Source organism: Aquamicrobium defluvii, from assembly GCF_004363725.1.
Classification (GTDB): domain Bacteria; phylum Pseudomonadota; class Alphaproteobacteria; order Rhizobiales; family Rhizobiaceae; genus Mesorhizobium; species Mesorhizobium defluvii.
The window spans coordinates 18,869-32,717 of the sequence record NZ_SNZF01000018.1; the positions used below are offsets into that span (position 1 = coordinate 18,869).

The 13,849-nt window shown below is 64.0% G+C and carries 13 protein-coding genes; all 13 read left to right on the forward strand.

The features are described 5' to 3' along the window. Positions 1-13: 13 nt before the first annotated feature. The 13 genes from DES43_RS14105 to DES43_RS14165 all read left to right on the forward strand — a co-directional run bounded on the left by DES43_RS14105 (position 14) and on the right by DES43_RS14165 (position 13,588). A complete protein-coding gene (locus DES43_RS14105) occupies positions 14-1,189 on the forward strand; it encodes a replication initiator protein A (protein ID WP_133675678.1) in 1,176 nt (391 codons plus the stop codon). After that, entirely contained in the window at positions 1,186-1,839 is a 654-nt protein-coding gene (gene parA, locus DES43_RS14110; protein ID WP_012092628.1) for a ParA family partition ATPase, read from the forward strand. Before DES43_RS14105 ends, parA begins: the two co-directional genes overlap by 4 nt. Continuing rightward, positions 1,836-2,579 (forward strand): DNA-methyltransferase, encoded by a 744-nt coding sequence (locus DES43_RS14115; protein WP_012092629.1) that lies wholly within the window; start codon positions 1,836-1,838, stop codon positions 2,577-2,579. Before parA ends, DES43_RS14115 begins: the two co-directional genes overlap by 4 nt. After that, positions 2,576-2,830 carry a hypothetical protein gene (locus tag DES43_RS14120; RefSeq protein ID WP_133675681.1) on the forward strand — a complete coding sequence of 85 codons (255 nt, stop codon included), beginning with the start codon at positions 2,576-2,578 and terminating at the stop codon, positions 2,828-2,830. Before DES43_RS14115 ends, DES43_RS14120 begins: the two co-directional genes overlap by 4 nt. After that, positions 2,827-3,312 carry a DUF2840 domain-containing protein gene (locus tag DES43_RS14125; protein WP_133675683.1) on the forward strand — a complete coding sequence of 162 codons (486 nt, stop codon included), beginning with the start codon at positions 2,827-2,829 and terminating at the stop codon, positions 3,310-3,312. Before DES43_RS14120 ends, DES43_RS14125 begins: the two co-directional genes overlap by 4 nt. Beyond that, positions 3,309-3,854, forward strand: a complete 546-nt coding sequence (locus tag DES43_RS14130) for a S26 family signal peptidase (RefSeq protein WP_012092632.1) — start codon at positions 3,309-3,311, stop codon at positions 3,852-3,854. The genes DES43_RS14125 and DES43_RS14130 overlap by 4 nt, the downstream gene beginning before the upstream one ends. A gap of 68 nt (positions 3,855-3,922) precedes the next feature. Continuing rightward, positions 3,923-4,258, forward strand: coding sequence for a DUF736 domain-containing protein (locus tag DES43_RS14135; RefSeq protein ID WP_012092633.1), 336 nt, complete (start codon positions 3,923-3,925; stop codon positions 4,256-4,258). A 2-nt stretch (positions 4,259-4,260) separates the two neighbouring features. Further along, positions 4,261-5,025 carry a lytic transglycosylase domain-containing protein gene (locus DES43_RS14140; protein ID WP_133675685.1) on the forward strand — a complete coding sequence of 255 codons (765 nt, stop codon included), beginning with the start codon at positions 4,261-4,263 and terminating at the stop codon, positions 5,023-5,025. 243 nt (positions 5,026-5,268) lie between these two features. Next, positions 5,269-7,023: a relaxase/mobilization nuclease domain-containing protein gene (locus tag DES43_RS14145; protein WP_133675687.1), complete on the forward strand. Its 1,755-nt coding sequence runs from the start codon at positions 5,269-5,271 to the stop codon at positions 7,021-7,023. 25 nt (positions 7,024-7,048) lie between these two features. Beyond that, positions 7,049-9,034 (forward strand): conjugal transfer protein TraG, encoded by a 1,986-nt coding sequence (locus DES43_RS14150; protein ID WP_133675689.1) that lies wholly within the window; start codon positions 7,049-7,051, stop codon positions 9,032-9,034. Positions 9,035-9,038: 4 nt separating this feature from the next. After that, positions 9,039-9,482, forward strand: coding sequence for a ribbon-helix-helix domain-containing protein (locus DES43_RS14155; RefSeq protein ID WP_058096996.1), 444 nt, complete (start codon positions 9,039-9,041; stop codon positions 9,480-9,482). A 279-nt stretch (positions 9,483-9,761) separates the two neighbouring features. Continuing rightward, a complete protein-coding gene (locus DES43_RS14160) occupies positions 9,762-11,675 on the forward strand; it encodes an ATP-dependent nuclease (RefSeq protein WP_166647756.1) in 1,914 nt (637 codons plus the stop codon). Further along, positions 11,672-13,588: an ATP-dependent helicase gene (locus DES43_RS14165; RefSeq protein ID WP_133675693.1), complete on the forward strand. Its 1,917-nt coding sequence runs from the start codon at positions 11,672-11,674 to the stop codon at positions 13,586-13,588. The genes DES43_RS14160 and DES43_RS14165 overlap by 4 nt, the downstream gene beginning before the upstream one ends. The last annotated feature ends 261 nt before the right edge of the window (positions 13,589-13,849 follow it).

A 13,849-nucleotide genomic window follows, 5' to 3' on the forward strand; every position in this document is an offset into this window, starting at 1 on the left:
CGCGGTTTTCTTCATGACGGTGCGACGTCGATCCCTTTCCGAGCGCGGGCAACTCGACCTGTTCAGGGCGCTCCCCGGCGATTTCGCGCCACGAGACGCGCAGGATCTCATGGCCTATCCCTTCTTCTCCCTCGCCAAGTCGAAGCGCATCGCGCCCATCGACTTCGCCGCCGGCAATGTCTCCATCCGGGTCGAGGCTGTTCCCGATCACGGCATGGCCACGATCTGGGACGCCGATATTCTGATCTGGGCGGCGAGCCAGATCGTCGAAGCCCGCGACAGCGGCCTTCGCACCTCCCGGCTGATGGCCGCCACGCCCTACGAGATTCTCACCTATGTCGGGCGCGGCACCGGCTTGCGCGACTATCAGCGCCTGAAGGCGGCGCTCGACCGGCTGCAATCGACCACGATTTCCACCTCGATCCGCCAGCCGGTCGAAGGGCGCCGGCATCGCTTCTCCTGGATCAACGAATGGCAGGAACGCACCGACCATAGCGGCAGACCCGATGGCATCGAGATGATCGTGCCGGACTGGTTCTACCAGGCCGTCCTCGACGATGCGCTCGTGCTGACCATCGACCGGACCTATTTCGACCTAACCGGCGGCCTTGACCGCTGGCTCTATCGCCTGGTGCGCAAGCACGGCGGCCGCCAGCGCGATGGCTGGCGGTTCGATTTCCGTCACCTTCACCAGAAATCCGGCAGCCTGTCGCCGTTCAAGCGCTTCGCCTTCGAGCTGCGCGACATCATCCGGCGCCAGCCTCTGCCGGGCTATTCGCTGTTTCTCGAAGCTGAGGTTGGCGGGCGGATGCTGCTGGCCTTCGAGCCGGTCGCGCCCTGTGGAAAACCTGTGGATGGCCTCGTGCTATCAGGAACCCGGACTATCGTGCTATCGGGAACCGGAGGCTCGTGCTATCAGGAACCGAAACCGGGCTTAACACTCGGAACCCATTCAGGAAATCGCGCCCTTAACTTAGAGTCTAACAAAGAGTCTAACTTTGAAGAGCGCGCGCGCGATGTGGAAAACCTCATCCGCGACACCGCCAGAAGCCTTGGTAGAGCCGCTAAGAAGAGGGCATCCGACGCCCCGGCATCGCCTCGACCGGCATCTGATCGAGGCGCAACCGAGGCTCCTGAATCTGCAGAAAGACCCCGCCTGCCTCTCGATCTGCCGGGGGGGTGCAAATGATCATCGCGCTCCTCAACCAGAAGGGCGGTGTCGGCAAGACGACGCTGGCGCTGCATCTTGCCGGTGAACTGGCTCAGGGTGGCAAGCGCGTCACCCTGATTGACGCCGATCCGCAAGGCTCCGCCCTCGACTGGTCGCAACAACGCGCGCGTGAGGGCCTGCCACGCGCCTTCGGCACCGTTGGCCTGGCCCGCGACACGCTGCATCGCGAAGCGCCCGAACTCGCCCGCGATGTCGATCGCATCGTCATCGACGGGCCACCGCGCGTCGCCGGCCTCATGCGCTCCGCGCTGCTCGCCGCCGATCTCGTGCTGATCCCGGTGCAGCCATCGCCGTTCGACGGCTGGGCTTCGGCGGAGATGCTCGCCCTCCTGGCGGAGGCGCGCATCTACCGGCCCCAGCTCGTTGCCCGCTTCGTGCTCAACCGCTGCGGTGCCCGCACCGTCATCGCCCGCGAGACCGCCGAGACGCTGGCGGACCACGATCCTCCCGTGCTCACCAGCGCCATCGGCCAGCGCGTCGTCTTCGCCGACGCCGCGCAGACCGGGCGGCTCGTCCGCGAGATCGGGCGCCGATCACCCGCCGCGCGCGAGATTGCCGCCCTGGCCGCCGAGATCGGCCTGCTGGGGATCGGGAGGGTATCGGCATGACGATCCTTACCGGCGACTGCCGCGAAGAAATGCCCTGGCACGCACCCTACGATATGATCATCGCCGATCCGCCCTATGGCGACACTTCGCTCGCCTGGGATCGGCGCGTCGAGGGCTGGGTCGTGCTGGCGCGCGCCGCCCTCAGGCCGACCGGCTCGCTCTGGGTCTTCGGCTCGCTGCGCAGCTTCATGGCGACCGCCGACCGCTTCACTGACGCCGGCTTGCGGATCGCGCAGGAGATCGTCTGGGAAAAGCAGAACGGCACCGGCTTTCATGCCGACCGCTTCAAGCGGGTGCATGAACTGGCCGTCCAGTTCTATCCCGCCGAGACCGCTTGGCGTGACATCTACAACGATGTCCAGACCACGCCCGACGCGACGGCCCGCACGGTGCGGCGCAAGCAGCGCCCGCCCCATACCGGCCAGATCGACGCCGGCCATTATGTCAGCCATGACGGCGGGCCGCGCCTCATGCGCTCGGTCATCTACCTGCGCAACTGCCACGGCCGCGCCATCCATCCGACCGAAAAGCCGTCGGCGCTCCTGGAGATCCTGATCCGCACGAGTTGCCCCGAAGGCGGCCTGGTCGGCGACTGGTTCGCCGGTTCCGGCGCGGCCGGGGAAGCCTGCCGGCTTTCCGGCCGGCGCTATCTCGGCTGCGAGATCGACCCCGACATGGCAGAGTGCGCGCGGGCGCGCATCGCCACCGTGCTGCCATTCCATGACGGAATTTCGTCATGACGGCGCGCACCGAGAAGCGCAGCTTCGCTACGCGCCCGGCCGATCCCGATAGCTGGATCAAGGCCGGCGACGCGCCGCCGCCGCGCACGGATACCGCCGAAGCCTATTCGGCGCGGCTGACCGTGGACATCACGCCGGCGCTGCGCGGCCGCATCAAGATCGCGGCCTTCCAGCGCGGCATCACCGTCGCCGACATGCTGCGCGACCTGCTGGCGCGCGAGTTTCCCGACATAGGGGGAGACCGCCCATGATCGGCATCGACGCCCATGACGGCGATCTGACCCGCGCGGAACTGACCTGGGTGGAAGGCAAGACCGAATACTGGATCAGATTCGGCCATGCGACTGGTGAGCAGATCCTCGATCGCAACCGGCGTGTTGTATTCTTCCATCCCGGCACGGTGTTTGCGTTCGTCCGCTGGGCGGCGAACGACCACGGCACGATCATTTCGCGCCTCGACATCCTGCGCGCGGTTGCGCCGGGCCAGTCCTATCAGACGCTGCCCTTCGTCCGTCCAGGCGGCGAAATCCTGCTGAAGATCGAAGGCTGGCCGAAGGTCGAGGCTGTCCTTCGCCATGTCGACGGGATCGAGGCCATAGGTGTCGATCCGGCCCAAGTCGATCCCGATCATTGGCGGCACGTCTCCCTCTGGATAAACGCAGGCGAAGTGCCGCGTCCCTACACCGCGGAGCGTCATCAGGCATGGCTCTGGCGGCGGGAGATCGCCCCATGACGCGCTTTCGCTATGTCATGGTGACGACGGTTGCCACGCTCGGGATCGCCTTTGCCGGATTCGTTCCGACTGCGCCAAGGCTGGTCTGGAACGCATCGGCCAGCGTGCCGATCGGGTTCTATACTGTCGCACCCGACGACCGGATCGCGGTGCCCGATCTGGTCGCCGTCATCCCACCCGAACCCTTCGCCTCGTTTATGGTCGAGCGCGGCTACGTCGCACGCGACGTGCCGCTTCTGAAGCACGTTCTCGGCCTGCCCGGACAGCGCCTGTGCCGCGATGGCCGCGCCATTATCGTCGACGGCGTTCCGCTCGGCGAGGCGCGCGACCACGACAGCTTCGGCCGAGACCTGCCGGTCTGGCAGGGCTGTCGCGTCATCGCCGAGGGCGAAGTGTTCCTGATGAACCCGGACGTCGGCGACAGCCTCGACGGCCGCTATTTCGGCCCGTTCCCCGCCTCGGCGGTGATCGGCCACGCGATCCCGCTTTTCACCGACGAAGACGGCGAGGGCCGCTTTGTCTGGCGCGCGCCGATGCGGTGACAGCGCGTCCAGAGCGGGGCCGTTGAGCCGTCCCGCGTCTTCTCCACCGCATAGGAAAGGAGCCTTCCATGGCACAGATCGGCCAGTTTACCCGCACCCCGTCCGGCTATTCCGGGCGACTCCGCACGCTCTCGCTGGACGTCGAGCTAACCTTCACGCCGTCGGAAAATGCGGACGCCGACAAGGCGCCTGCCTATCGCATCCATCTCGGCGATGAGTATGGGCCGGAAGTCGGCGCAGGCTGGAAACATTCCGGGGAGCGCGCGGGACCGTTCGTCTCCGTGCTTCTCGACGATCCAGTTTTCCAGCAGCCGATCCGCGCCCGCCTGTTCCAGTCGGACGAAGACGGCCGCGACTGGGGCTTGCACTGGACCCGCCAAAAGAAGCGCGACGAGCAGGAGTGATCATGGTCAAGTCCTGCATCCGTCCCGCCTCGGGGAGATGTGGCGCCCGCCGCCGCATCCTCTTCCTTCTTCTTTCCGGCCTGTTCGTCACAGCCATTGCCCCGCTGCCCGGCCTGGCGCAGATCGCCGTGATGGGTCGTGCCGTCGCCGTGCATCCGCACGGCGCCCATATCGAAGAGGCTTCGCAGCGGTTCGGCATCCCGGCGGCATGGATCATCGCCGTGATGCAGGTCGAAAGCGCGGGCAATATGCACGCCATATCGTCTGCCGGCGCGATGGGGCTGATGCAGGTCATGCCCTCGACTTGGGCGGAGCTGCGCATCCGCCATGCTCTCGGCCGCGACCCCTTCGAGCCGCGCGACAACATCCTCGCGGGCACCGCCTACCTACGCGAGATGTGGGATCGCTACGGCAATGTCGCCGCGATGCTCGCGGCCTACAATGCCGGTCCCGGTCGCTACGATGAATACCGCGCGACGGCTCGTCCGCTGCCTGCCGAGACGCGCGCCTATGTCGCTGCTTTGACGCCGATCCTGCTCGGCGAGCGGCCTTCCGGCAGCGGCTCGACGGTCGTTCCGCCGCCCGACTGGCGCGAGGCGGCGCTCTTCGTCGCGCGTGAAATCGGCGCTTCCGCTGCCGATCCCGCGTCCCCCGACCGCACGCCGGACGATGCCCCTTCGCTCGTCCCGGCGGCACCGGACGCACTCACCGCCTTGCAGTCGGAGGGGCTGTTCGCCGCCCGCGATGCCGGTGGGGACCGGCCATGAGCAGCGGCACCGCAATTCGCATCCCATCGGGCGCTGGCGTGTCATGGAGGGCGCAGAGGGTGGCGGCAGGCACCACGACCGAAAGATGGCAGGATAAAAGCGCGCACGGTGCGGTTCAGGCGGGCGGTTGTTTTTGTTCATGTTTCTGGCGCGTTTCGCACCGTGCCGCGCTGATGCGCGCCGTGTGCTTCGCGCCCATCTTCCTGATTTTCTTCTCTGTTTTGCACCGTGCGGGGATGTGCCATGTCCGATGAGCACGAGTTTCGCATCCGTCCGGGGCGCATCCGCTCGACCCGCGCGCAGCAGACCCGGCCCTTCATCGCGCAGGCAATTGCCGCCGCGAAGAAGGCCGGAGGCGGCGTCTCGCGATCCGGTCGCGTCACCTCCGGTAATCGCTCCCGTTTCGGGCGCGGCCAGCGCGCCAGCATCCAGGCCAACCGCCTCATCACCTCCCGCACACGGGGCGCCGTCGTCAAGGCGCGCGTCGTTCGCCACATGGCGTCGTCGGCGCCGCTTGGGGCGCATCTTGATTATCTGCGCCGTGACGGCGTGACCCGAGACGGCGAGAAGGCAAGGCTGTTCGGGCCGGGAACGGAGGACGCCGATGGTCGCGCCTTCGCGGAGCGCTGCGGCGATGACCGGCATCATTTCCGGTTCATCGTTTCGCCCGACGACGCTCCGGATATGTCGGACCTCCGATCTTTCACCGACGATCTTGTCGCGCAGATGGAGAAGGATCTCGGAACACGCCTCGACTGGGTGGCGGTCGATCACTGGAACACGGCGCATCCGCATGTCCACCTGATCGTGCGCGGCACCCGCGACGACGGGCAGGATCTCGTGATTTCCCGCGACTACATCAAGGAGGGGATGCGGGACCGGGCGTGCGATCTCGTCACCCAGGAGCTGGGGCCGCGCACCGATCTCGACATCCGCCGCAGCCTTGAGGCCCAGATCGAGGCGGAACGCTGGACACAACTCGACCGCCAGCTTGTCCGCGACGCTGGCAAATCCGGTATCGTCGATCTCGCCCCGCTCGCCGACCGTCCGCAGGACGAGTTCCATACGCTGAAGGTCGGCCGGCTCCGCACCCTCGAAGTTCTTGGCGTCGCCGGGCAGATTGGCCATTCGCAATGGTTCATCAAGCCCGAGGCCGAAACGGTCCTGCGCGAGCTGGGCGAGCGCGGCGACATCATCAAGCGCATGCACCGCGCCCTGACCGAACGCGGCATCGAGCGCGGCTCGGCCAGCTATGTGCTGGCCGGCGAAAGCCTCGACGTTCCGGTCATCGGCCGCCTGGTCGAGCGCGGCCTTGATGACGAGTTGAAGGGCACCGCCTATGCCGTGGTCGATGGCGTTGACGGTCGCAGCCATCATATCAGGCTGCCGCATCTGGACGCCGCTGGCGACAGCCCGCCCGGCTCGATTGTCGAGCTGCGCGCTTATGAGGATGCGCAAGGCGCGCGCCGTGTCGCGCTTGCCGTCCGCTCCGATCTCGATCTCGGCGCGCAGATCGGCGCCTCGGGTGCGACCTGGCTCGATCGGCAGGCCATCGCCCGCGAGCCCATCGCCCTATCGGACAGCGGCTTTGGTGCCGAGGTCCGTCAGGCTCTGGATGAGCGCGCGGAGCATCTGATCGGCGAGGGCTATGCCGAGCGGCAGGGCGGCCGCGTCGTCTTCGCGCGCCGACTGCTCAGCACACTGCGCAGGCGCGAACTCGACAGCCTCGCCGAGAAGCTCGCGGCAGATACCGGCATGTCCTTCGAGCGCGCCGCCAGCGGCGAATATGTCGCCGGTTCCTATCGTCAGCGCTTCGCACTCGCCTCCGGCCGCTTCGCCATGATCGAGGGTCCCGGACCTGACGGGGGTCTCGGCTTCCAGCTCGTGCCCTGGTTGCCCTCGCTGGAAAAGCAGATCGGCCGTCACGTCTCCGGCGTGGCCCGCGACGATGGCGGCATCGATTGGGATTTTGGGCGCAAGCGCAGCCTCGGCCTCTGACCTCAACTGGAAAGGATCTCTGCCCATGTCCGCCACCAAAATTCTCTGGGGACAGATCACCACCGTCTTCCTCATCATCCTTGCCACCACCTGGGGCGCGACGCAATATGTCGCCTGGAGCCTCGGCTATCAGCCGCAACTCGGCCCGCCCTGGTTCGAACTGCTCGGGACGCCGATCTATTATCCCCCGGCGATCTTCTGGTGGTGGTATTTCTATGAAGCCTATGCGCCGCCGATCTTCGCGAAGGGCGGCATCATCGCGGCCTCGGGCGGCTTCATCGCCATCGCGGTCGCCATCGGCATGTCGGTCTGGCGGGCGCGCGAGGCGAAGAACGTCGCCACCTACGGCTCGGCGCGTTGGGCCTCAAAGCCCGAGGTGAAGGCCGCCGGCCTGCTCGATCCCGATGGCGTAGTCCTCGGCCGATATGACCGCGAGTATCTGCGGCATGATGGCCCCGAGCATGTGCTGTGCTTCGCGCCGACCCGTTCGGGCAAGGGCGTCGGCCTGGTGGTGCCGACGCTGCTGACCTGGCCGGGCTCGGCAGTTGTCCACGACATCAAGGGCGAGAACTGGCAACTCACTTCGGGGTTTCGTTCACACCATGGTCGCGTGCTGCTGTTCGATCCGACCAACCCGAAATCCTCGGCCTACAATCCGCTGCTCGAAGTGCGTCGCGGCGAGTGGGAGGTGAGGGACGTGCAGAACATCGCCGACATCCTCGTCGATCCCGAAGGCAGCCTCGACAAGCGCAACCATTGGGAAAAGACCTCCCATTCGCTCCTCGTCGGCGCGATCCTTCATGTTCTTTATGCCGAGCCTGACAAGACGCTGGCAGGTGTGGCCAGATTCCTGTCCGATCCCAAGCGTCCGGTGGACTCCACCCTGCGCGCCATGATGACAACCGCGCATCTGGGTGAGGCGGGGCCGCATCCGGTCGTGGCCAGTGCGGCGCGCGAGCTGCGCAACAAGTCCGAGAACGAGCGGTCGGGCGTGTTGTCGACGGCGATGTCGTTTCTCGGCCTCTATCGCGATCCCGTGGTGGCCGAGGTCACGCGCCGCTCCGACTGGCGGATCAGCGATATTGTGGCCGGCGATCAGCCGACCACGCTCTACCTCGTCGTGCCGCCTTCCGACATCAACCGCACCAAACCCCTGATGCGATTGCTGCTCAATCAGGTTGGCCGTCGCCTCACCGAGGATCTGCAAGCGAATGCCGGAAGGCATCGGCTGCTCTTGATGCTCGACGAGTTTCCAGCGCTCGGGCGGCTGGACTTCTTCGAGACGGCGCTGGCCTTCATGGCGGGCTACGGCCTCAAGAGCTTCCTGATCGCGCAGTCGCTGAACCAGATCGAGAAAGCCTATGGGCCGAACAACTCGATTCTCGACAACTGCCATGTCCGCGTGAGCTTCGCCACCAACGATGAGCGCACCGCCAAGCGCGTGTCGGACGCCCTCGGCACCGCCACCGAGATGAAGGCGATGAAGAACTATGCCGGGCACCGGCTGTCGCCCTGGCTGGGGCATCTCATGGTCTCGCGCTCGGAAACCGCGCGCCAGTTGCTCACGCCGGGCGAGATCATGCAGCTCCCACCACATGAGGAGATCGTCATGGTGGCGGGCATCCCGCCGATCCGGGCGACGAAGGCGCGCTACTTTGAGGATACCCGGTTTCAGGAGCGCGTTCTTTCCCCGCCTGATCTGACGCGCCCGGAAGGAACCCGTGCCGACGACTGGACCGCGTTGCCGATCCCGGCGCGACCCGGTCCTGCCGAGGATGACGAGGACCACATAAGGGATGATGAAGATCCGACCGAATCCGAACGCCGCTTGCAGCCCGAACTCAGCCGCGTGAAGCCGGTGGAGAAGAAAAAGCCCATCGAGAACGAGTTCGAGCCCGATCTTTCCGATGACGTGGAAGAAGATGTTGCCCGGAACCGACGCATGATCCGCCAGGTGCAGGGGATTGCCCGGCAGGTCGCCATGGACCCGAACGACGGCATGGAGCTGTAGCGCCATGACACGCCACAGGAAGAAATCGAAGATCACGATCTATCTTGACCCCGATGTCACCTCGGCGCTGGCGGACTTTGCGGCACGCCGGGATCGCTCGCAATCCATGATCGCCGAAGCCGCCATCGCGTCGTTCCTGTCGCCGGACGATGCCGAGCGGCGCGAAGCGGTTGTCGTCAAGCGCCTCGACCAGCTCGACCGCCGCATGGCGCGGCTTGAGCGGGACGTCGGCATCGCCGTCGAAAGCCTGGCGGTGTTCATTCGGTTCTGGGTCACGACAACGCCGGCGCTGCCTGAGCCAGCGGCGAAGGCCGCGAAGGCCAAGTCGGCGGAACGATATGAGGCGTTCATCACCGCACTCGGCCGGCGCCTCGCGCAGGGGCCGAAGCTCCGGCAGGAAATCTCGGAGGATGTGGCCGGATCAGAACAGGGTGCGGGGACACACTGATTGGTATACCATTTCGAGCCCATCAGCGACATTCAGGCAGACTGCGGTATGGCGCAGCCCCTCACGGATGCGGAAGAAGACCCGGCCCAAAGTAGACATTCGAGCGCTGTCGATCCTGCCTGGCGACATGTCCGAAAGCGGACACCGCACTCTTGCCGAACGGAAATCCACCCAATCAGTAAGACACGGCGGCGGCCTTCGGCGGATACTTGCGGTTCAAGCTGTGCAAAGCGCTGTTCGCTCGGTATCGTTGGCCAAGGGCGGGAGGGATGTTCAGCAGTGGAAATAAGTAGACTTAAAATATCAAACTTTCGCTCTATCAAAGAGGCAGACATTCAGTTTGGCGCGGTTACAGTCCTTATAGGAACCAACAACGCCGGAAAGTCGGCGATACTGGAAGCGATCCGCATCGCGCTTACCAGACGGTGGGGACAGCGCGGAACCGGATTCACTGAATATGATGTGCATCTGTGCGACGGTAGGCCAGATCCAAAAGTCGGCGATCCCGTCGTTATCGAGGTCGAGTTCCAGGAGGCTGTCGCCAACGAGTGGCCCGAGGACCTCCACGGCGAACTCGAAGACATCATCCAACTCGATCCAGTGACCGGCCGCGCGTCAATAATCATGCGCGTCAGCTGCTCATGGGAAGCGGCCGAAGAGAGTTTCGTGCCACGATGGGAATTCCTGAACGTCGAAAGGAACCCACTCGCCGGGCGCGGCGCTCGCGCCGTCAATCTCCAGGAGTTCTTCCAGTTTCTGCCCGTCTTCTACCTTGAGGCGCTCCGCGACGTCACGGACGAGTTTTCCTCAAGGAGCCAGTTCTGGGGCAAGTTGCTCCGGACGGTGCAAATCCCTGAACCTCTCGAGCAGAAATCAAAGCGGATCTTCGACCTTCTGAATCGACGCTTGCTCGACGCTGATCCGCTTCTGGCCAATCTTGCCAACGGTCTTTCCCATATCAGCCGCGTCGCCGCCACCGACGTCCCAGGCCAGGCGGACTTGCGGCTGCTGCCCCTCAATACATGGGATATCCTCTCGAAGGCGGAGGTCATCTATCAGACGGAGGGCGGCAAACCGTGGCTACCGTTGGCGCGGCACGGTCAAGGCGTGCAGAGCCTTTCCGTCATGTTCCTCTTCAAAGCCTTCGTTGAGCTGATCCTGAGCGATCTGTACCGGCCCGAAAGCACAGCTGTCCTGGCTCTTGAGGAGCCGGAGACACATCTCCATCCTCAGGCGGCCCGCAGCCTTTGGCGTCATATCACTGAGCTCCCAGGCCAGAAGATCGTAACGACACATTCGCCGTACTTCCTACAGCACGTTCCGTTCCGCGATATCCGCGTCGTCCGTGTCGAGGCAAACGGCACAACTGTAAGCTCTCTCCCCCGTCAATTCCGCGCGCCCGTCCCGCATGTTCCCCAGATTGACGCCATCATCGCAGCCTCCGCCGGCCTCATCACTTATGACCGCGGTCTCAACGAACTCGTGCTGTCCGGCGCTCTGCCCCAAAACCAGTATCGCGATCTCCTCATCGCCTACGGCGGACGCCCTGACACACAGACCATCCACGCCGCGCTGCGTAAGGCATCCGATGCATCGCAGGAGTTCGTCTCGGACGCGGAACTGGAGCAGCTGGAGACATTTGCTCGGCGGATCCGTGGCGAAATATTCTTCGCACGCCGCTGGCTTCTCGTGGAGGGCCCGTCCGATTACCATCTGGTTCATGGCATCGCCAAGGGCCTTGGCTACGACCTTGATGAACACGGCGTCGCCGTCATCGATTTCCAGAACAATGGCAGCCCCGAGATATTTGCGGTACTTGCAAGAGCGCTCGGTTATCCTTGGCTTGCCGTCGTCGATGGAGATGCCGCCGGGCTCGGCTACATCGCCAGGATCACCGCACGAAAGTTTTCCGCCGAGGAAATGGCTCGCCGCACCTTCTCGTTGCCGGCCGGTTATCTCGAACAGCAGCTCATAGCAGATGGACTGCAAAACGAACTGAAAGCAATTCTTGTCTCTTTTGGAAACGTAGGAGCAGCGGATTTTGACGATGCGACATTGATTGCGGCACTCGAGAACGACAAGAGCGGCTACGCAGCCGTCCTCGCAAAACAGTGCGCCGAGAACCCGGCGCTGGCGCAGCGCATGCCTGCATCATTCCGCAATGCAATCTTGGCATTGAGAGGCCTAACATGACCGATACCGCCCTCAACGTGGCATTGTCAGAACTGACCGAAGCACAAAGTATCGCTGTCGCTTGGCGCGATGGCCCGATGTTCGTTCTCGCCGGCCCCGGCTCCGGCAAGACCCGCGTCCTGACGACGCGGGTGGCCAAGCTGCTTGCCGATACGCCCGATCGTTCGTTCCGCGTGCTGGCTCTGACCTTCACCAACAAGGCGGCTGACGAAATGTCCGCGCGCGTCACTGCATTGGTACCTGAACAGGAACGGCGCGCTCTGATCGGGACCTTTCACTCCTTCTGCATGCAGATGCTGCAGCAGCACGGCTCCCACATTGGCATCAACCCTGATTTTGCAATCTACTCGCTCGACGTCGATCGCCAGGAAATTTTGCGCGACGCGATCAAACAGGCGGGCCTGAGCCAAAACGACGTTCGGCTTCTGTCTACCATTGACAAGCTTAAGTCGCAGCTTATCCAACCGACAGGCTCGGCCCGATACTTTCGTGATCCGTCCGATGGCGCACGGGTGGAGCAGGTATACACCGCATACGAGGCGGCGCTCACCCAAGCCAATGCCCTAGATTTTGGTTCGCTCATCGCCCAGGCCTATCGCCTTGTCACAGACTTCCCCGGCATCGCCGGACGCTATCGCAAGACCTATGCCTACTGGATGTTCGACGAGTTTCAGGACACTACCGATGGGCAGTACCGACTAATCCGCGCGCTCGCCGGCAAGGATTTCAGGAATGTCTTCGCCGTCGCCGACGATGACCAGATCATCTACCAGTGGAACGGCGCGAGCTACCAACAGATCCAGCGGTTCCGAGCCGACTTTTCCCCGCAGGAACTGCAGCTTCCCACAAACTACCGTTGTCCGCCCGCAATTGTTGCCGCCGCGAACCATCTTGTGGTCCATAATCTGCAACGCACGGCCGCCAAGCAGCCGCTGGAGGCGGGCAAGACCTCGCTGAAATATCCCGATGAACAGCACATCCGCGTCCTACGCTATTCCACCGACGAGGTGGAAGCCGCGTCGATTGCGGAAGGCATCGCCAAAATCGACCGCGCTCGATGGGGTGAAGTCGCGGTACTGGCCCGTACGCGCTACATGCTAGAAAAGCTTCAATCCGCGCTGACGCAGAAGCAGGTCAGTGCGGTCATTTCTCAGCGCCGCGATGATTTCCGATCACCTCAGTTCCTGTGGCTCACTGCCGTACTTCGCCAAGCGCTGCGCCCGCTTGATCGGCGTGCGCTGGAAACCCTGACCGGCGCTTTCAATCGTTGGTTTGGCACTGACGCCCGTGTCGATCTCATCATCACCGCCACCGAATTGACGGAACGCTCCCTGCTCGATGAATGGGCGGTAGCGGTCAAAGCCGGACTGGGTGATGATGTCAATGGCAACGCTCTCGTCGATGTAGCTGCAACCTTCGCAAAGGAGCCCGCGCGGTTCAGGCAGTTTGTTGACGCAGTCCTCGCCATGATCCCGGCGCAGGACGATGAAGCCAGTGACATTGCAGAAGACCGGGCGGCTTGGTCCGATCTTGTGAGAAGTATCGGCAAAACCATCGGCCGCGATGCGCCACTTGAACAGTTTCTCCAGGAACTGGCCATCCGCTCAAAGGAAGCCCCAGTCGGCAGCAATACCGTGACCCTTATGACGATCCACGGCGCCAAGGGGAAGGAGTTCGATCATGTTTATGTGGTCGGACTGGCGGAGGACATCTTGCCGAGCTTTCAAAGCCTGAAGGCGGGCGAGAACAGCGCTGAAATGGAAGAGGAGCGGCGCAACTGCTTCGTGGCTATCACGCGTGCGCGAGAGTGGCTCTGCCTCTCCTATGCAGACAACTATCGGGGATGGAACAAGCAACCGTCACGTTTTCTACGCGAGATGGGTTTCGTGTTGCCCGATCAACCAGCGCAATGAAGCTCTGATCAGTCCAGCACCAAGTGGTTGGCCTGCTGGACACTGATGACGAACCCACGAATGTCCGCTCCCGTCATTGCACCACGCCTCCGGCGCAGAAGCAGCGAAAGCCCGCCTTTTCGCCCCTGCTGGTCGAGCTTGCTGCAGTGCAGCCGATTACCGCGCCTCAGCAGCGAACGGCAACTTGGTCCGCAAGGTCGCAATGTTCATCGAATCAGCCGGCTTGTGTTGAGCGACTCCCCCACGCCGCGCCGCCTTGGC